We start from the raw sequence: 19329 nt of genomic DNA, 5'->3' as shown, positions 1-19329 counted from the left end.
TCGCATTGTTATTGTCATGGCCTGGCGGCTTGCACACCACCTTGGAGGCCTGGTCTGAGTCGGGTCAGACAACGCAGGAACAGACGGACAGAATCACGGTATGGGTCCAACACATCACGTCAGTCTTGTTCTAGGCATTGTTCTGACGCCCTGCACGGGATCTACAGCAGACTGTGTGCCAATAAGTATTTTTTCTTATATATCAGCGCCTTAAATTTAAGCCACAGGTTTACGTTTACGGAAACCGAAAGAAAACCGTCCGAAAATCCAGACAAAACAAGACGTGAGTATTAGGATATCGTCCTGAAAACTGGACACATGTCCGGAAATCAGGACATTCTGGAGAGTTTTTCGTAGAGAACCGAGCGGGAAATACCCAATGCCCGGGCGGCCCGGGTGCGGTTGCCACGGCAGGCCACCAGAGCCTCCTCAATGGCCTCCGCCTCGGCGTCGGCGACAATCTGGGCCAGCGGGCGCACGGCCCGGACCGGCGCCCGGGACTCCGTGGCACCGCTGGTACGGGGCAGGACCTTGAAAATGGCGTCCGCATCCAGCAGATCACCGTCCTCGCTCATGGTCAGTGCCCGCTCCAGGACATTGCGTAATTCCCGGATGTTGCCGGGCCAGTCGTAGCCGCCCAGGGCGGCTACCCCGGCGTCGGTGATTTCTCCCCGCAGGTCCTGCCCCTCGCAGATTTCCCCGAGCAGAGCTTCACACAGGACCCCCAGGTCCGCCAGCCGCTCGCGTAGCGGTGGGATACCGATTTCCACCACATTCAGCCGGTAATACAGGTCGGAACGAAAGCTGCCCTCGGCGATCATGGTCTCCAGGTTCCGGCTGGTGGCCGCGATCAGCCGGATATCCACATGAGAAACCTTGTTCGAGCCCAGCGGCTCTATCTCGCCCTCCTGCAGCACCCGAAGCAGTTTTGCCTGCAAAGGCAGGGGCATATCACCAACTTCGTCCAGGAACAGGGTGCCGCCATTGGCCAACTGGAACTTGCCTTCGCGGGTTCGGCGGTCGGCGCCGGTGTAGGCACCCGGCGCCACCCCGAAAAATTCCGCTTCCAGCAGGTTTTCCGGCACCGCCGCCACGTTGACACCGACAAACGGGTTCTCCGCACGCGCCGAGGCCGAGTGGATGGCCTGGGCCAGTACCTCCTTGCCGGTGCCGGTCTCGCCAAGCAACAGCACGGGCATGTCTCGTCCGGCCGCCAGCCGTGCCCGGCGCTTGACTTCCAGGGCTTCCGGGCTGGCTCCGACAAAATCGGCAAGGCTGTAGCGGGTGCCCCGGGCCTTGCGGGCCAGGGCCTTGCGCGCCGCTGCCAGGTCCCGGTGCAGACGGCGGTATTTCGACACCAGCGGCGTCAGTGGTTGCAGATCATCGTAAAGGACAAAAGCCACCGCCCCTTCAATGGCCCCCTGGTCGTCGTAATAGGGCATTCGGGTCACCACCAGCTGCTGCTGATTGTGCTCCATGATATCGAGCAGCAGCGGTTTGCCGGTTTCCACCACTTCCGGCATGCGGGTATGCGGAATCACCTGGCGCACGGGCTTGCCGATCACCTGCTCGGGATTCCCCAACCCCAGAAGCTGCGAATAGCTGTTGTTGATCCAGGTGATGTAGGACTGGCGATCCACCGCAATGGCACCGGCGCTGGCCTCTTCGAACATCGGCAGCAGCGCTTCGATCAACTCCCGGGTCAGGCCGGGTTTGCTGTTACCGGTAAAGAGATCGGTCATGAAATCAAACCTATAAAACGGGAATCAGCCGATGCCCAGAAAAGGCATCAGGCTGAAGCCAATGATCACCACAATGGCCACACAGGCAGCCAGCGTTCGTAACGGATGCCGCAGGAACATCTGCCAGATGCCGCCCACTTCACCCCGGGCCATACGGTCTTCGTACTCCCGGCGGTGACGGTCGAAACGCTGCCGCTGGTAATCGTCCAGCAGGGCACGGGCCCTTTCGGCCTCGTCGTCATCGTGAACCCAGAAGCCCCCCATGCTGATCCCCCAGCGGCTCGGCGGGGTTTCATAATAGGCCACGTTGTTGGCGTCAAACAGGTCCCGGATCTCGTCAGCCTCGTCATCCGGCACATGGCGCAGGTTCATCAGGTGATGGGGCATGGTCTCTCTGGTATCACAATCGGTATAGGGGATATGCTAGCACCAAAACCCCCTTGACCGAATCGGAACCCGGACCCGCATGAGCCAACACCCCCTTCGTCTGCTGCTGGATTTCGACGACTGCATCCGGCGCGACAGGGACCAGCCCGCCAGCTTCCTGCATCGCCGGGATCGTCGCTTCGCGCTGGACTGCCAGGACAAAGGCATCAGCCCGACCATCGAACAGTGGCTGCAACAGCGTCACCGGCTGTCTGGCAGCGCGCCGGAAGGGCCGGACCAAGACCTGCGGCGCTGGCAGCGGATCACCACCGGGTTCTGTCTGGCCGGAGGGGGGCTGGGCGTGCTGGCCATGACAGGCCTGCTGTTCTATGACGGCGGCCAGCGCATCAACATCACCGTCATGCTGGCATTTGTCGGCTTTCAGTTACTGCTGGCGCTATTCACCACGGTGCAATCCATGATGGGCTGGCAACCCTGGCACTGGCTCACCCGGCGCCTGCGGCTGGAACCCGCTACGGCAACCCGGGCCAACCTGCAGCCTCTGTTGATGGCCCGATCCGCCCAGGCCGGCGGGAGCGTATTCGCCGCCACCGCACTGACCACTCTGTTGCTGATGGTGATCCTGCAGGACCTGGCCTTTGGCTGGAGCACCACCCTGGACACCGCCGCCGGCAGTTACCACGCTCTGATCCGGGCCATCGCCACCCCCTGGGCCTGGCTCTGGCCTGACGCGGCTCCCTCCCAGTCACTGGTGGAAGCCACCCGCTTTTTCCGGGCAGCGTCCGAGGCTCCGGATACCCCACCCGCCATCTGGGGCCAATGGTGGCCTTTCGTGGTCATGCTCTGGTTGAGCTGGGTACTGATTCCCAGACTGTGCCTGCTGGCACTGAGCCACTGGCTGGTCCGTCGCCGGGCTGCAGCGCTGCTGGCCAGCCACCCCGGCTGGCAGGCATTGAGCGATCGCATGACAACCCCGACAGTGGAGACCGGCAGTGACCACACCGACGCCTCGGAGCCTCCAGCCCCACGCAGGCACACCGCTCAATCCACCGTGCCCCAGACGCCGCAAAGGATCTGCTGGGCCGGTGCGGAGCAGCCCTCCCTGCCCGGACAGGCCGAAGCGGACGCCCTGCGGGCTGGCGGTCGGGCCACGCTGGCGGAGGATAAAGCCGTGATAGACAGCATCGGGCGAGACCTGATCGGGCAACCTGCGCCAGCGGTCATTCTTTTTACCCGTAGCTGGGAGCCGCCGACCGGCGAACTTCAGGATTTTCTGGAAACCGCGCGCCATCGGTGGCCCGCCAACACCCATGTCACCCTCGTGCCACTGGCCACGGATGCTGAATCCAGCCCCGCCGACCACCTGATCCAGCCCTGGTTGAGATTCGCTGAATGCCAGCCCGAAACCTTTATCAGCGTTGCCCTGCCATTCGGCAGCGGGGCGCCGGGGAGGCAGAGCGCATGAGCAGAGCACCCGTGTTTGCGGTGGTGGGACACCCCAACAAGGGCAAATCCAGTGTCGTTGCCACCTTGTCGCAGAACGATGCCATTGCCATCGCCCTGGAGCCCGGCACCACCCATCAGCATCAGGATTACCCCCTGACCGTGGACGGCGAGGTGCTTTATACCCTGGTGGACACACCGGGGTTCCAGCGTCCCCGCCGGGTGCTGGACTGGCTCAGGGCTCACAGCGTATCGGCCTCGGACCGGCCGCAGACGGTAAGAGCCTTCGTGAACGAACACCGGCACGATTCCCGTTTTACCGATGAATGCGAACTGCTCGAACCCATTATCGACGGTGCCGGCATCATCTATGTGGTGGACGGGTCGGTGCCCTACAGCGATGAGCATGAAGCAGAGATGACCATACTCCGGTGGACCGGCAGGCCCAACCTCGCTCTGATCAACAGCATCGGGCCGGACGACCACAGCGACACCTGGCAGGCGGCGCTGGGCCAGTTCTTTCAGGTTGTCCGCCGGTTCGACGCTGTTCGGGCCCCGTTTGAACAACATCTCGGGCTTCTCAAAGCCTTCGGTCAGCTTGAACCAGGCTGGGAAGCCCCCCTGGCAAAAGCCACCCATCACCTGGAACAGCAACGGGAAAACCGCCGCCACCAGGCAGCCCGACTGATTGCCGGCGCCATTGAAGACATGATGACCTGGCGCGAAACCCGGACGCTAACGCCGGCAATGGCCGCCGGGACCAGCGATCAGGGCCTGGCCAACCAGCTCCGCGACCGCTGGTTCAAGCACCAGCGTCAACGGGAGCAGGCCCTGAGAACGGACATTGAACACCTGTACCAGCACTGGCGACTGGAGCGCAGGGAACAGGATCTGGAATGGCAGGGCGACCGCGACCTGTTCTCGGAGGATACCCGCAAAGCCTGGGCCGTCAGCCGGGGTTACCTGGCCACCGCCGGGTTTGGCGCCGGCGCCGTCAGCGGTGCCGGCATTGACGCTCTGACCCTGGGCTCCTCTTTCGGTACCGGTGCGCTCTTGGGCGGCCTGGTGGGTGCTGCCGGCAGTTACCTCTACGGTGACCGGCTGGCGCTGGCCGCCCTGAACATCGGCCCACTGAAAAACGGCATAAAAACCGCCAGTTTCGGACCTGCACAGGACAGCCAGTTCGGCTATGTTGTATTGGGCAGGGCCGTGGATCACTGGTGGCGCATCAGCACCCGCAATCATGCCGGGCGCGAGCCACTGGAACTGGACTCCGCTGACCACCACTGGCTGGAGGGCCTGGACCGGCACAGTCGCCGGGAGATCCAGCGGGCCTTCAGCCGGTGCCGGCGGCGCCAGGGTCTGGACGGCGCCCAACGTCAGAAATTCATAATGGCCATTGAACAGGCGATGGCGGCGTACGACAACTGGCGGTTGAATCGTCGCTGACCCGCGTGTTTATACTGATAGGCTGTTCCATCACCCAATGAGGAATGCGCATGAAAATCGTACGAGTGCAAGACATTATCGGTACCGAGCGTGAAGTCAGCGACAAGCAATGGACCAGTCGCCGCCTGTTGCTGAAGAAGGACGGCATGGGCTTCTCTTTCCACGAGACCATCATCAAGGCCGGTTCCGAGCACACGTTCTGGTACAAGCATCACCTGGAAGCCGTGTACTGCGTGGCCGGTAACGGCAGCATCAAGGATCTGGCCACTGGCGAGGTTCACGAAATCACCGACGGCACTCTGTACGCGCTGGACAATCATGACCGGCACACCCTGTACGGTGGTACCGAGGACATGCGTCTGATCTGTGCCTTCAACCCGCCGGTTACCGGTCGTGAAATCCACGACGAAGACGGCGCGTACCTGCCCGACACAGACTGAGCGAGGCCCCGTGGGTTCCCCACAGGCCAACCACACACCGCCACCGCCAGCGAAACTGCTGCCGGTGGCGGTGTTGCTTTGGCTCTCCGGTGTCTACCTGAGAATTCCCGTGCTGGTGGCACCACCGCTGGCCCCCTTCATCAGTGATGACCTGTCACTGTCAAAGACCCTGACCGGCGCACTCACCACCCTGCCCATCCTGATGCTCGCCATCGGCGCCATGCCCGGTTCCCTGGCGATTGCCCGTGTAGGCCCCCGCAACACCCTGGCACTGGCCCTGATTGTCACCGTTCTGGGATCTGCCGGCCGTGGACTGGCCCCGGACACACTGACCCTGATGCTGATGAGCGCCGTCATGGGGCTCGGCGTCGCGATGATGCAGCCGGCGCTGCCAGCCCTTTTGCCCCGCTGGCTTCAGACCCGCCATCTGGCACTGGGCTCTGCCATTTACATGAACGGCATGCTGATGGGGGAATTCATTGGCGCCGGGATTACCCTGCCTGTCCTGATGCCGTTACTGGACAACAGCTGGCGCGCCACTTTGGTGGCCTGGTCAGTGCCGGCCCTGGCCGTAGCGGTGGCCCTGTTCCTGCCCCGCCGCGATCTGGCAAGGCCGGCCCGGAAACCGGAATGGCTGCCAGACTGGAAAAACCCGCTGACCCTCAAAATAGGGCTGCTGCTGGGGCTGTCCGGGTCCCTGTTTTTCGGACTGAATGCCTACATGGGTGAACTGCTGGAGCAGCAGGGCCAGTTCGACCGGCTCCCACAGGCCCTGTTCTGGTTCAACATTGCCCAGGTGTTCGCCTCTCTGATGACGCTCCGTTTTGCCCGGGCCTGGGTCGGCCGCCGCAGTGTGATCGTCGTGACCGCCGTACTCAGCATTCTGGCAACCGTGGGGATTATGGTGCTTGATGGCTGGTGGTCCATCGCCAGTGCCACCCTGATGAGTCTGGTCGCCGGTACCCTGCTGATTCTTCTGGTGGCACTGCCACCGCTGCTGGTCAGCTCCGAGGAAACGGGCCGGCTGTCGGCGGGTACGTTTCTGGTGGGGTACACCCTGGCATTCTCGATCCCGATGGCCGGTGGCGCCCTGGCGGATGTCACCGGTGATATCCGCCATGCGGTCATGGTGATGATCGGTTACAGCCTGCTGGTACTGCCGTTGGCTTTCACCCTGGACCTTACCCGCCAGTCCGAGTGATCAGGCCCCGATGCGGTCCAGAAACCGGGCCACCTCACTGAGCACAACGTCGGGCTGTTCCCGGTGCGGCACGTGGCCGCAGGCCGGCAGGATCCGAATCTCTGCCGGGCCGGCACTGAGGCTGGCAATGCGTTCGGGCTGACCGGCGGACCCGAATTCATCCTGATCCCCGTGCATGGCCAGAACCGGACAGGACACCCGGACCAGGGTATCGTCCAGGCTCCAGTGATCAAAGGCCTTCGAATGCCAGGTGTCCACCCAGGCGCGCAGCACCCAGTCGGCTTTTTCGCCATGGTAGCGGGCCAGCCGGGCCATCTGCTCCGGATCGGCAAAGCCCTGCTCGGCTTCCCGTATGCCCTGTCGGGTTCGTTCCTCCACATAGGCCTGGGCCGCCTCGGTCACCAGCCCAAGACAGCGCTCCGGAAAGGCTGCGGCCACGGCGGCGGCCATGCCCCCGCCAACGCTGTGCCCCAGAACCACAAAATCGCCAATCCCGAAATGGTCGAGTACTGCGGCAAACGCCTGGCCCGGCTCGTCGTCGATGAAACTCGGTTGCTGGCGCCCCTCATGGGGAGTCGATTCGCCGTAGCCCGGCCGGTCATAGGCAATGACACCCCGGCCCAGGCTCCGGGCCAGGGCTTCCGGGAAATCCCGCCATAAGGCCACGCAACCCAGCGAGTCATGCAGCAGTACGATGGGTGCACCGGCAGCCGACTTCGGGGACCAGCGACGGGCAAAAACCTCGCCCCGGGACGTTCGGATACGGCTATCGTCAATGGCTACCTCTGTCATGGCGTTTCCTCATAGGCAGGATCCAGAGCAGACACCATAGCAACCCCGCCGTCACCGCCCAATAGGCATAAAGGCGGGCCTGTTCAGAGGTAATAGTCTTTCAGCGGAGGAAAACCGTTGAACTCCACTGCACTGTAGGTAGTGGTATAGGCGCCGGTGGAGAGCCAGTACATGCGATCTCCAATCGCCAGGTTCAGCGGCAGGGGGTACTTTTGGTCCTCATACATAATGTCAGCGGTGCGCGCCTGGCAGGTAGTATTCAGGGTGTTACCAGAGATTGACGGAGAAACCGACAATGGATGAGCCAGACCAAGACATCATTGAGACGATTCGACAGGATCACAGCTCGGGCGCGGCACAGCTCGCCGTCCGGGCGCTGAACCTGGTTGAGGCCCGTATGGCCCGGCAGGACATCAGCCGATCCCGGTTGGACCGGTTGCTTTCGTCCCTTGCGAAAGCCAGGCCCAGCATGGTTCCTCTGGCCAATGCCGTCACCCGTTGCCGGCAGCAACTGGCGGACAGCAGGGAGAGCGCACAGGCCGTGGTCCGCTCGGTGCGGGAACAGCTGGAAAACGCCAACCGGCAGGTGGCCGGGCATGCCACCACCCTGATTCCTGACGGTGCACGGGTACTCACGCACAGCCGCAGCTCCCAGGTGCTGGCCCTGTTCCAGCGACTGGCGCAACAGGGCCAGCCGTTTTCCGTGATCTGCACCCAGAGTGCGCCCGGCAATGAGGGCTTTACGCTGGGCGAGGAACTGGACCAGCTCGGCGTGCCGGTCACGCTCATCACCGATGCCCAGATGGGCCTGTTCGTGGACCAGGCTGACCTGATCCTCTGCGGCTGCGATACCTGGCTGGCTGACGGGCACTTTATCAACAAGAGCGGCAGCTACCTGCTGGCACTGGCCGCTGCGGACCGTAACCGGCCATTCTGGGTCCTGGCCGACAGTTTCAAGGACAGCGATGCCGGGCTCCGGGACACGGAACTGGAGGAGATGACCGGCGACGAACTCGGTGCGCCGGCGGGCCAGCGGATCACGCCCCGTAACATCTACTTCGAGCCGGTACCGACGCGGCTGATTGCCGGACGGGTCAGTGAGCAGGGCGTTTTTTCGTACCCTGACGGGGCTCGGCGGTAAGCGGGTCCTCGGGCCAGGGGTGTTTGGGGTATCGCCCGCGCATGTCCTTGCGAACGTCGGGGTAGGCATTCACCCAGAAACTGGCCAGATCCGCGGTCACCGCCAGTGGTCGCTGGGCGGGAGACAACAGGTGAATGACCACCGGCAGCCGGCCGCCCGCGATCCTGGGGGTTTCGCTCCAGCCAAACAGGGCCTGCAACTTGGCCGGCAGCACCGGCCCGTTATCGGCCGTGTAGTCCAGGGCCACGGACTGCCCCGTGGGAATGGTCAGCCTGCGGGGAGCCAGTTCCTCCAGCTGCTGTTGCTGTGGATAGTCCAGCAGTGACTGCAGCGCCATCAACAGGTCCAGTCGCTGTAACTGGGACCAGCGCTCGATGCCGGCCAGGAAAGGCGCCAGCCATTGTTCCAGGGAATCCAGCAGGGCCGGGCCACTGACATCCGGCCAGTCACCGGGGCAGACACGCGCCAGGGTCTGTACCCGGGCGCACCATTGCCGGGCTGATTCGCTCCAGGGCAGGCGGTCCAACCCCTTTCGGCGAACGGCATCCAGCAGTCCCTGCTGAAGCCGTTGTGGGTCCACCGTTTTAAGGGGCTGCTCGGACAGCACCAGATCCCCCAGCTTTCGGGCCTGACGGGCCACCACCATGCCGCGCCGGTCATCCCAGCTGGCTTCCTCCTGTTCGGTGATGTGCTCTGCCAGGTCCTGTTCCAGGTCGGCCAGATCCACCGGCGCCGCCAGATAAATCGTGGCTTCCCGGGCCTTGCCATCCAGCTCAGCCGCCACCAGCCAGTCGTGCCTGGCCAGCGGGTCTTCGGGCCGCAATGCCGCACCCCGGCCGTTGCTCAACCGGTAACGGGGCGCGTTACCTGACCGTCGACGGGCCACCCGGTCCGGATAAGCCAGGGCCAGTAACCGGCCGACCTCGGCTTCAGAAACCGAGGAAGCGTCATTGGATGACTCCGGGCACAGACGCCTGGCCGCCTGACGAATGGCCTTCAGCCGGGCCGCATCCACGGCACCCGAGGGCCTCTGCGCACGCAGCAGTCGAACCCGTTCATGCAGATCCGCGCCGGCTGAGGGACCCAGCAGATCCCGCTCTTCCAGCAATGCCGCCAATTCCGCAGCCAAGCGCCCAAACCCGATGTCACGACCACGCAACACCATGTGTGCCAGCCGCGGGTGCAGGCCAAGCTCCCGGGCGGCCTTGCCATGCCCGGTGATTGCGCCTTCGCCATCGAGCATGTCCAGCCAGTTGAGCAGCCCTGCCGCCTGTTGCCAGTGGGCGGGCGGCGGTGGGTCAATCCAGGCCAGTTGCCCGGGTGAACGGGCGCCCCACTGGGCAAGCTCCAGCACCAGCGGGGCAAGATCGGCCTGCTGGATTTCCGGCGGCGTGTGATCGGCCAGGCCGAACTGCTCCGATTCGCTCCAGAGCCGGTAGCAGACCCCGGGCTCGAGGCGGCCAGCCCGACCACGACGCTGTTCTGCTGACGCCCGGGAAACACGCCCGGTCACCAGCCGGGTCATACCACTGTTCGGATCAAACACCGCCCGGCGCTGAAGGCCGGCATCAATGACCACCCGTACGCCCTCAATGGTCAGGCTGGTCTCGGCAATCGCCGTGGCCAGCACCACCTTGCGGCTGCCCTCGGCGGCCGGTGCGATGGCCAGATCCTGCTCGGCGGACTTGAGGTTGCCATACAGCGGCGCCAGGACGACATCGGAAGGCAGTTGCCCTTTCAGTTGCTGCTCCAGGCGGCGAATCTCACCCGCACCCGGCAGAAACACCAGCACCGAACCGGATTGCTCCGCCAGTGCCTCACGGACTATCGAGGCCGCCTGCTCCACCGGGCGGGCGTTGCGGGGCGCCGGCCGGTAGAGCACCGCCACCGGAAAGGCCCGGCCCTCACTGTTGATGACCGGCACCTCCCCCAGCATCCGGGCAATGGGGGCGGTATCCAGGGTGGCCGACATGACCAGCACCCGCAGATCCTCGCGCAAAGCCTGCTGGGACTCACGGACCAGCGCCAGCCCCAGGTCCGCCTGCAGGGACCGTTCGTGGAATTCATCAAAGATGACGGCGGCGTAGTCCTCCAGCATCGGGTCGTTCTGGATCAGCCGGGTGAGGATGCCCTCGGTCACCACTTCAATTCGCGTGTCGTTGGACACCCGGGTGTCCAGCCGGGTGCGGTAGCCGACGGTCTGCCCCGGTTTTTCACCCAAGTGCCGGGCCATATAGCGGGCCGCGGAACGGGCCGCCAGGCGCCGGGGTTCCAGCATCAGAATCCGGCGCTCCTCACGCCAGGGCGCCGACAGCAGGGCCAGGGGCACCCGGGTGGTCTTGCCCGCCCCCGGAGGCGCCTGCAACAGGGCGGTGCTGGCCTGTTCCAGAGTCCGGGTAAGTGTTGGCAGTATCTGATCGATGGGCAGCATGCGGTGACTCAATCAGGGATCATCTAGGCGCTGGCCGGCCGGGGCACAAAGAAGGTGAATACCAGACCAAAGGCCAGAGCCGCGACGCCAATGCCGAAGGCCGACACCAGCGTGCCGCCGTTATCCAGCCATTGCTTGGTCAGCCAGGGGCCAGCCATCTGGGTAAAGCCGTAAAGAGCCACGGTTGCCGCTGAAAGCCGTGGCCCCTGGTGCGGGTGCAGGGCCCGACCGATGCGCTGGGTCAGAAGGACCGTGCCCACAAACGTGCTGCCAACCAGAGCGGCACAGAGTACCAGACCAATGGCGCCCGGCCAGACGACCGCCGCCAGGGCGCCCAGCAACTGAATCGCAAAGTTCAGCCGCAATGCCGGCAGATCCCCCATTACCGCGCCCAGCTTGTTCCAAAGCCAGGGAGAGGGGATGGTGAAAAGCGCGGCTACCACCCAGGTACCATCCACCAGGGCATGGCCCTCGGGCAGTTCCATTTGCGCCAGCAGAGGTAGAAAGGTCATGGGCAGGATGTAGCCCAGCCCGGCCCCCGCGTAGGACAGGAACAGGGGGCCACTGGCCCGGTCCACCAAAGGTGTGTTGGCCACCGGTTCACCGGCATCATCCTGCTGGCGAACCGGTATATCCAGTTTGCGGAGCTGGGCCACGCCCCACCAGGCCAGCGGCACGGATAGCACAACCGCCGGCCACCAGCGCCCGGCACCCGAAAGCCAGTCTGCCGTGCCCGAGACCAGGCCGCTGGAAACCAGCAGGCCTATCCCCACACCCAGATAGACCAGACCACTCATCGAGGCCCGGTTGCGCGCCACCAGCCACTCCAGAATCAACGCCGGCGCCTGCACAAACACCACGCCATTGGCCAGGCCATTGAGCCAGCGGGTGGTCGAAATCACGGTCAGGTTATCGGTCTGGGTCATCATCAGCGTCGTGATGACGTGGATGGCCAGGAACAGGGGCAGCATGAAACGGATCTGATCAATACGGTGCCACTTGATGGCCACCATCGCGCCCATCAGATACCCCAGATAGTTCCAGGTGGCCACGGCGGCGCCCTCGGGCGCCGTGAGCTGCCCGTCCGACACCAGGTAGGGCAACAGCGGTGTGTAGATAAACCGGCCCAGAGTATGCACCACCAGCAGCACCAGGCCGCCGGCAAGCAGAACGGTAAACAGTTGTCGTGGGGTTACACAGTCTTGAGTGGTCATGACGCCGCCCGATTGTTATTGGCATTGAGAATCAGCAGCGCCAGTGTATGCAAAGCTAACGAATAAGTCAGTGTGACCTTGGAATAACCCGCCCTAACTGCCGGTTGCCCGCTCACGGTTGGCCCGGGCCCACTGGTAGATACGGCGATAGGCCTCGGCCAGTTGTTCCGGTTTATGCGGCGGCTGGATCAGCGCCTGAACCTGCGCCTGGGGATTGAGCAACGCAAAATGGCCGCTGTGATCAACCAGCAACTGGTCATCCACCTGACGGTGCTGGAATACCGCGCTCAGGCTCTTGGCCAGCTCGCGGGTGGTCTCCAGGTCGCCGGTCAGGCCATGGAAGTTGTCACCGAAGAAACCGGTGTAATCCCGCAGCCTCTCGGGGGTGTCGTGCTCCGGATCGGCGCTGATCAGCAGATAATCCGGCTGGGGCAGGTCTGCCGGCAGCATGCCATCCATCCGGCGCAGGTTGGCCATGGCGGCCGGGCAGATATCCGGGCAGTTGGTATAGCCGACAAAGGCAAAGGTCCACCGGCCCTTGAGGTCTTCCCGGGTCACGGTCTCGCCGTTTTCATCGGTCAGGGAAAACTCCGCCAGCGGCCGTCCCTGATCGTATACATAGGCGTTGTACTCCGCCAGGTCCGGAGCCGGTTCCGGCTCGGCACTGACCAGATTCATCTGGCGGTAGACCACAAACGAGAAAATGCTGGCGACAACCAGCAATAAAACGATCAACGTTGTCCTTACAGACCCACTCATCATGACTCCGGAATCCTTGTATGAACCAGGGAGGGTATGGGTGGTCTTTTCTGGAGGAAAAAGGATGTCTGAGCAAAGCGAGTTGCTTTTTCCGTAAGAAAAGATCACCCATGGCCTCCCGGCACCCCGTTATTCGGGGTTCAGAAGAACACAAAATGGTCCACAAGGAGTACCACAAACAGCGCCATGAGATAAGTGATGGAATACTTGAAGGTCTTCAGCGCCACCCGGCGGTCATCGCCCCGCAACAACCGGACAGCGTACTGCAGAAAGCGCAGGCCAAGGGCTGTGGCGCCAACCAGATAAATACCGCCGGACATGCCCGTGACAAAAGGTAGCAGGCTCGCCGCCAGCAGCATCAGGGTATAGAGCAAGATATGGAGTTCGGTGTAACGGTTGCCATGAGTCACCGGCAGCATGGGAATTCCCGCCTTGGCGTACTCCTCCTTGCGATGGATCGCCAGCGCCCAGAAATGCGGCGGCGTCCAGGCAAAGATGATCAGCACCAGCAGCAGCGCATGCCCCTCAACCTGACCGGTAACCGCCGTCCAGCCCAGCAGCGGCGGCATGGCACCGGCCAGCCCGCCAATGGTGATGTTCTGGGGTGTGGCCCGCTTCAGAAACAGGGTGTAGATGCCCGCATAGCCCACCAGTGAGGCCAGGGTCAGCCAGGCCGTCAGCGGATTGATCAGCGTGATCAGGATCGCCATCCCGGCGCAGGCCAGCACCGTGGCGAAGAGAATGGCATCGAAGGCCGCAATCCGGCCTGTGGCCACCGGGCGGCGGCGGGTCCGGGCCATCACCGTATCGATCTTCTGGTCCACCACATGATTGACCACCGCAGCGGAGCCAGCCAGCAGGGCAATCCCCAGGTTGCCGAACAGCAGCACATCCCAGCCGGGCACTCCGGGCGCGGCCAGCAGCATGCCGATGACCGACGTCAGGATCATCAGGGCCACCACCTTGGGCTTGGTCAGTTCCAGAAAATCATGCCAGGAAATGGCCCGCCGGGGAGTCTGAACCGCCAGTGCTTTGGCTTGTTCACTCATGCCGTTACCTCCCGTTGAATGGGTGTTCTGTCAGTGTTCGCCAGTGGCCGGGGCGCCAGCAGCTGGTGATGACGCCAGACCAGATACACAACCGAAAGCAGCAGCCCGGCGCCCATGGCGTTGTGGGCCACCGCCACCGGCAGCGGAATATGCAGTAAAACGTTGGCCAGCCCCAGAGCCACCTGCGCGGCCAGCGCCAGGGCAACCAGCTGGATGGGCCGCTCCAGCCCGTTATCAGCCCTGCGACGCCAGAGCATCAACAGCAAGGTCCCGAGATACCCCAGAACCACCAGGGCGCCGACCCGGTGGGTCACATGGATGGCCACCCGCCCATCGGCCTTCAACTGCCCGCCCAGATAATTGGGGCCCACATGCTGGGTAATATCGAAACCGTGCCGGAAATCCATGTCCTCCGGCCACCACTGGCCCTGACAGGTGGGCAGATCGGTACAGGCCACGGCCGCATAGTTGGCCGCCGTCCAGGCCCCCAGGGCAATTTGCAGCACCACCAGTAGCAGCCCACCGTACAACCAGGGCCGGAAACCCGACAGCATCGACGGCCCCGCCGGTAATGACTCGCCACGGGCACGCTTGCGCAACCGCAAGGTCAGCAATACCAGCAGGGTCAGAGTGGTGAACCCGCCAAGCAGATGCAGGGCCACCACCTGGGGCCAGAGCTTCAGGGTGACCGTCCACATACCGAAGGCCGCCTGCAGCACCACGAACCCGGCGATGAACAGAGGAAGGCGAACCGGCACCCCTTTGCGACGATGACGCACCGCCGTCAGTGCCAGGCCAAACACCAGCAACCCCAGGGTGCCGGCGGCGTAGCGATGGATCATCTCCGGCCAGCCTTTGGCTACGTCCACCGGGGATTCCGGGAAGCGTGCGTTGGCAATGGCAATCCGGGCCTCGTCACCGGGTACGGTGAGAAACCCGTAGCAGCCCGGCCAGTCGGGGCAGCCCAGCCCCGCGTGAACAAGGCGGGTCCAGGCACCGAGCATGATCACCACCACCGCCAGCCCGCAGGCCAGCGTGGCCCATCGGGCCATCAGGCGATTGATTCGCTGCTCGTCCCCGTCGTGCTGCATTTCACCCCACCTGGGAAAGTTTCAGCAGATGCTTGAGATCCTCCAGCATCTGTTTGCCGGTATGACGGCTGTCGTAACGCATCATGACATTGCCCATGGGGTCCACCACCAGGATGCCGGGCGCCTGCTCCGGTCCGACGCCCTCGGGCCAGGCGGGGCGGGTTTCCGGCAACGGCTGGAGGCGCTCCATCCGGCCATAGTCGCTACCCCACCGGCTTTCCAGCGTCGCTGGCACAGACTCCAGGTAGGCCGCACGGGAGACCCTCGGGGCATTCTTGCCCAGCGCGATGTTCACCTGGCGGGTACGGAACAGCAGTTGCTCACACCCCTCACCACAGGCACCAGCCACCACGATCATCTGCCATTGGGGATCCGCGGCGCCGGGGCCGAAGCGATCAGCCAGGGGCTGGCCGTCGGCGCCCATCAGGTGAAGTTCCTGGACCGGCACCACCGGCTTGATCAGCACCCCTTCGTTGGTATGCCCGGCGGGATTGAGCCAGCCGGTGTAGTACATCACCGTGGCCAGAATCATCGGGCCGAAACCCACGGCGAACAGCAGCAATGCGGTGCGCCGGCCCCGGCGCACCTGGGCCGGGGTGGGTCCGTCAGATCCAGACACGGAATCAGCCGTTATCATTGTCATTATCGGCTCCTGTTCTTCGGTAACTTGCCACTACCGTCAATGTAGTCAGCGCCACGGCCATCGCAAACCATTGAGCAGCATAGCCATAGTGTGTGCCCGGGCCCATGATGTCAGGCTGGCGGTCCGCCCGGAACGCGCCCGGCTGCTCGCTGTCTGCCAGTTGTACGGCCATCGGGGCCGGGGCGGCAACCTGCCGGGCCACCGCTTTTCTGGGCAGCGCCTGTACCCGGCGGGGCCAGCCACTCTCCGGGGCGGGCGTCTGCGCCAGCACCGGAGGCTCTGGATAATCATCAAGCCTGCCGCTGAGGGTCAATCGGCCCTGCGGTGTCGAAAACCCGGGCAGCTGGTCCCGGCTTCTGGGTGCCGCCAGCCAGCCCCGATTAATCAGTACCACCGGGCCAGACTCCGGCTGGAACAGCGTCAGCACCTCGTAACCGGCCCGGCCATCCCGGGTTCGATTGTCCAGCAGCCAGGAGGGCCCAACGTATCGGCCGGTCACAGTCACCGGCTGCCCCACTTTCCACGGATTGTTGGCCACCTCAGCCCAGGGCCAGTCGTTGGCCGGTTCCTTCCAGGCCGCCAACAGGGCCTCTTTCTCATGCGCCCGACCGAGCTGCCAGATACCCAGTCCGACCAGCAATGGAAACAGCAGTCCCGAAAACAGCAGCAGCCGCCAGTCAAACCGCCAGTACCCCGCCATCAATCAGGCCCGTGCCAGCTTTGCTATAGTGGGTGCATCAATCCGACAACCGGCAACGGGGCCTGACATGCTGAAAATCATCATCGTGCTGTTACTGCTGGCCGTGGTCATAAGTCTTTTCAGCGGTCTGTTCTTCCTGGTGAAGGATGGCGGCAAGACCCGCCGGGTAGTCAACTCCCTCGCTGTCCGGGTGGGCCTGAGCGTACTGCTCCTGGTGCTGATACTGGTTGCGCTCTGGACCGGCGACCTGTCGCTCAATCCCACCCCCTGACGGGTTCCGCCCGTCAGAGGATGTACACAAACACAAACAGGCCCAGCCAGACCACATCGACGAAGTGCCAGTACCAGGCCGCGGCTTCAAAGCCGAAATGACTGTCGGCGGTGAAATGCCCCTTGAAGATCCGCACCAGCATGATAATCAGCATCAGCGTGCCCAGGGTCACGTGGGCGCCATGGAAGCCGGTCAGCATAAAAAAGGTACTGCCGTAGATCCCGGAATCCAGTGTCAGTTGCAGCTCCTGGTAAGCGTGCACATACTCTTCCGCCTGCAGCACCAGAAAAGCCAGCCCCAGCGCAATGGTCAGCCCCAGCCAGAGCTTGAGTTTCTGCCGGTTGTCCGCCTTGAGCGCATGGTGGGCAACCGTGATGGTGAAAGACGACGACACCAGCAGGATGGTATTGATCAGGGGCAGCCCCCAGGGGCCGACCACCTCGCTGGGCCCCGGAAACGCCTCCGGATCGGGGTTCTGGATCAACGGCCAGGTGGCATTGAAACCTTCCCACAGCATGGACGATGAGCCCCTGTCCCCTTCGCCACCCAGCCAGGGCACGGCAAACATCCGAACATAGAACAGAGCACCGAAGAAGGCGGCGAAGAACATCACTTCCGAGAAGATGAACCAGCCCATGCCCCACCGGAACGACCGGTCCATCTGATCACTGTACAGGCCCGCCCGGCCTTCCCGGATGACACTGCCAAACCAGCCAAACAGCATGTACGCCATGATCAGCGCGCCGACAAAGAACATCACCCAGGACGCTGTGGTGCTCTCACCCTGGTTGCCATTCACCAGGATCGACGCCACCCCGTAGAGGGTGACGCCCAGGCCAACCGTGGCAACGATTGGCCATTTGCTCTGCTCCGGAACGTAATAGCTCTGGTTATCCGCCATAACAGCCTCCGATGGCTTGGCCGTTGTTGGTTGTCACCCGATCTGCCGGTTGTTATTTAATTTCCGGCGGCGTCTCAAAGGTGTGGTAGGGCGCCGGTGACGGCAGGGTCCACTCCAGACCCTCTGCACCATCCCAGGGTTTGGCCGGTGCTTTCTCACCACCCCGAACACACTTCACAACGATAAACAGGAACAGCAACTGCGTGGCGCCGAACATGAAGGCACCGATGCTGGACACCATATTGAAGTCAGCAAACTGCAACGCGTAATCCGGAATCCGGCGCGGCATCCCCGCCAGGCCCAGGAAGTGCATCGGGAAGAACGCCAGGTTCATGCCCACAAACGACATCCAGAAATGGGTCTTGGCCAGGGTCTCGTCGTACATGTGCCCGGTCCACTTGGGCAGCCAGAAATAGGCGGCGGCAAAAATGCCGAAGATGGCACCCGGCACCAGCACGTAATGGAAGTGGGCCACCACGAAATAGGTGTCATGGTACTGGAAGTCGGCCGGGGCGATGGCCAGCATCAGGCCGGAAAAACCGCCGATGGTGAATAGCACGATAAAGGCCACCGCGAACAGCATGGGAGCCTCGAAACTCAGCGAGCCCCGGAACATGGTGGTCACCCAGTTGAACACTTTAACCCCGGTGGGCACAGCAATCAGCAAGGTCGCGTACATGAAGAACAGCTGGCCGGCCAGCGGCACCCCGACGGTGAACATGTGGTGGGCCCAGACGATGAACGAGAGCAGCGCGATGGCCCCGACGGCATACACCATGGACGAGTAGCCGAACAGCGATTTTCGGGAGAAGGCCGACACAATGTGGGAGATGGCCCCGAATGCCGGCAGGATCATGATATAGACCTCGGGGTGCCCGAAGAACCAGAACACATGCTGGAACAGCACCGGGTCGCCGCCGCCGGAGGCATCAAAGAAACTGGTACCGAAGTTGATGTCCATCAGCATCATGGTGACCACGCCCGCCAGCACCGGCATGACGGCAATCAGCAAAAACGCGGTGATCAGCCAGGTCCAGACGAACAGGGGCATTTTCATCAGGGTCATGCCTGGGGCCCGCAGGTTCAGGATGGTGGCGATCACGTTGATGGCGCCCATGATCGATGACACCCCCATGATGTGGATGGCAAAGATAAAGAAGGTGGTACTCGGCGGCCCGTAGGTGGTGGACAGGGGCGCGTAGAAGGTCCAGCCGAAATTGGGCGCACCGCCCTGCATGAACAGGGTGGAGACCAGAATCAGAAAGGCACAGGGCAGCAGCCAGAAGCTCCAGTTGTTCATACGCGGCAACGCCATGTCTGGCGCGCCGATCATCAGCGGCAGCATCCAGTTGGCCAGTCCCACGAAGGCCGGCATGACCGCGCCAAACACCATGATCAACCCGTGCATGGTGGTCATCTGGTTGAAGAATTCCGGCTCGACAATCTGCAGGCCGGGCTGGAACAGCTCCGCCCGGATCACCATGGCCATGCTGCCGCCAAGAAGGAACATGGCAAAGCTGAACACCAGGTACATGGTCCCGATGTCCTTGTGGTTCGTGGTCAGCAACCAGCGGCTGATGCCCCTGGCCGGACCATGGTGATGTTCCTGGGTGTGGGTATCTGCAACCGCGCTCATGAAACCCCCCGTTACCGCCGTTCAGTGCGGCTGGCGTTC

General features: G+C 63.3%; 18 protein-coding genes and 1 pseudogene. 6 read left to right on the top strand and 13 right to left on the bottom strand.

Annotated features, from left to right (window positions below; all coding sequences use genetic code 11):
- Positions 1-329 precede the first annotated feature (329 nt).
- Positions 330-1742, bottom strand: a complete 1413-nt coding sequence (locus tag HNR38_RS11570; protein ID WP_183704219.1) for a sigma-54 interaction domain-containing protein — start codon at positions 1740-1742, stop codon at positions 330-332.
- A gap of 24 nt (positions 1743-1766) precedes the next feature.
- On the bottom strand, positions 1767-2129 hold the full coding sequence (locus HNR38_RS11565) for a DUF6164 family protein (protein WP_183704216.1): 363 nt from the start codon (positions 2127-2129) through the stop codon (positions 1767-1769).
- A 79-nt stretch (positions 2130-2208) separates the two neighbouring features.
- Here HNR38_RS11565 and HNR38_RS11560 point away from each other — a divergent pair, with 79 nt between their 5' ends.
- Genes HNR38_RS11560 through HNR38_RS11545 form a run of 4 tightly spaced genes read left to right on the top strand, consistent with a single transcriptional unit; the run spans position 2209 to position 6662 of the window.
- Entirely contained in the window at positions 2209-3594 is a 1386-nt protein-coding gene (locus HNR38_RS11560; RefSeq protein ID WP_183704213.1) for a DUF2868 domain-containing protein, read from the top strand.
- On the top strand, positions 3591-5021 hold the full coding sequence (locus HNR38_RS11555; protein WP_183704210.1) for a GTPase/DUF3482 domain-containing protein: 1431 nt from the start codon (positions 3591-3593) through the stop codon (positions 5019-5021). Before HNR38_RS11560 ends, HNR38_RS11555 begins: the two co-directional genes overlap by 4 nt.
- Before the next feature lie 50 nt (positions 5022-5071).
- The gene (locus HNR38_RS11550) at positions 5072-5461 is read left to right on the top strand and encodes an ectoine synthase (RefSeq protein ID WP_183704207.1); all 390 of its coding nucleotides are present in this window, start codon (positions 5072-5074) and stop codon (positions 5459-5461) included.
- A 10-nt stretch (positions 5462-5471) separates the two neighbouring features.
- Positions 5472-6662, top strand: a complete 1191-nt coding sequence (locus HNR38_RS11545; protein WP_183704204.1) for an MFS transporter — start codon at positions 5472-5474, stop codon at positions 6660-6662.
- On the opposite strand, the gene HNR38_RS11540 is transcribed toward HNR38_RS11545, so the two are convergent.
- The gene (locus HNR38_RS11540) at positions 6663-7454 is read right to left on the bottom strand and encodes an alpha/beta fold hydrolase (RefSeq protein WP_183704201.1); all 792 of its coding nucleotides are present in this window, start codon (positions 7452-7454) and stop codon (positions 6663-6665) included. It lies immediately after the preceding gene.
- A gap of 83 nt (positions 7455-7537) precedes the next feature.
- Positions 7538-7708: pseudogene (locus tag HNR38_RS11535) on the bottom strand (type III PLP-dependent enzyme); the annotation flags it as partial.
- Positions 7709-7749: 41 nt separating this feature from the next.
- On the opposite strand from HNR38_RS11535, the gene HNR38_RS11530 reads away from it, so the two are divergent.
- Positions 7750-8595, top strand: coding sequence for an eIF2B alpha/beta/delta subunit family protein (locus HNR38_RS11530; protein WP_183704198.1), 846 nt, complete (start codon positions 7750-7752; stop codon positions 8593-8595).
- On the opposite strand, the gene hrpB is transcribed toward HNR38_RS11530, so the two are convergent.
- The 7 genes from hrpB to HNR38_RS11495 all read right to left on the bottom strand — a co-directional run bounded on the left by hrpB (position 8549) and on the right by HNR38_RS11495 (position 16482).
- Entirely contained in the window at positions 8549-11026 is a 2478-nt protein-coding gene (gene hrpB / locus HNR38_RS11525) for an ATP-dependent helicase HrpB (RefSeq protein ID WP_183704195.1), read from the bottom strand. The two genes, HNR38_RS11530 and hrpB, sit on opposite strands and share 47 nt — an antisense overlap.
- Before the next feature lie 23 nt (positions 11027-11049).
- On the bottom strand, positions 11050-12240 hold the full coding sequence (locus HNR38_RS11520) for a YbfB/YjiJ family MFS transporter (RefSeq protein ID WP_183704192.1): 1191 nt from the start codon (positions 12238-12240) through the stop codon (positions 11050-11052).
- Positions 12241-12333: 93 nt separating this feature from the next.
- On the bottom strand, positions 12334-12999 hold the full coding sequence (locus HNR38_RS11515; RefSeq protein WP_183704356.1) for an SCO family protein: 666 nt from the start codon (positions 12997-12999) through the stop codon (positions 12334-12336).
- Positions 13000-13139: 140 nt separating this feature from the next.
- Entirely contained in the window at positions 13140-14048 is a 909-nt protein-coding gene (cyoE, locus tag HNR38_RS11510; RefSeq protein ID WP_183704189.1) for a heme o synthase, read from the bottom strand.
- Positions 14045-15139 carry a COX15/CtaA family protein gene (locus tag HNR38_RS11505; RefSeq protein WP_246362641.1) on the bottom strand — a complete coding sequence of 365 codons (1095 nt, stop codon included), beginning with the start codon at positions 15137-15139 and terminating at the stop codon, positions 14045-14047. The genes cyoE and HNR38_RS11505 overlap by 4 nt, the downstream gene beginning before the upstream one ends.
- A 1-nt stretch (position 15140) precedes the next feature.
- Positions 15141-15782, bottom strand: coding sequence for a hypothetical protein (locus HNR38_RS11500; RefSeq protein WP_183704186.1), 642 nt, complete (start codon positions 15780-15782; stop codon positions 15141-15143).
- A complete protein-coding gene (locus HNR38_RS11495) occupies positions 15763-16482 on the bottom strand; it encodes an SURF1 family protein (protein WP_183704184.1) in 720 nt (239 codons plus the stop codon). Before HNR38_RS11495 ends, HNR38_RS11500 begins: the two co-directional genes overlap by 20 nt.
- Before the next feature lie 67 nt (positions 16483-16549).
- Between HNR38_RS11495 and HNR38_RS11490 the strand changes: the two genes are divergently transcribed.
- The gene (locus tag HNR38_RS11490) at positions 16550-16753 is read left to right on the top strand and encodes a twin transmembrane helix small protein (RefSeq protein WP_183704181.1); all 204 of its coding nucleotides are present in this window, start codon (positions 16550-16552) and stop codon (positions 16751-16753) included.
- Between the two features lie 13 nt (positions 16754-16766).
- Here the strand turns inward: HNR38_RS11490 and HNR38_RS11485 are convergent, their stop codons facing one another.
- Positions 16767-17654, bottom strand: coding sequence for a cytochrome c oxidase subunit 3 (locus tag HNR38_RS11485; RefSeq protein ID WP_183704178.1), 888 nt, complete (start codon positions 17652-17654; stop codon positions 16767-16769).
- Positions 17655-17706: 52 nt separating this feature from the next.
- Positions 17707-19290, bottom strand: coding sequence for a cytochrome c oxidase subunit I (ctaD, locus tag HNR38_RS11480; RefSeq protein ID WP_183704175.1), 1584 nt, complete (start codon positions 19288-19290; stop codon positions 17707-17709).
- Positions 19291-19329 lie beyond the last annotated feature (39 nt).

It is taken from the genome of Marinobacter oulmenensis, from assembly GCF_014201735.1.
Classification (GTDB): Bacteria; Pseudomonadota; Gammaproteobacteria; order Pseudomonadales; family Oleiphilaceae; genus Marinobacter; species Marinobacter oulmenensis.
This window is presented reverse-complemented; position numbering and strand designations above follow the sequence as displayed.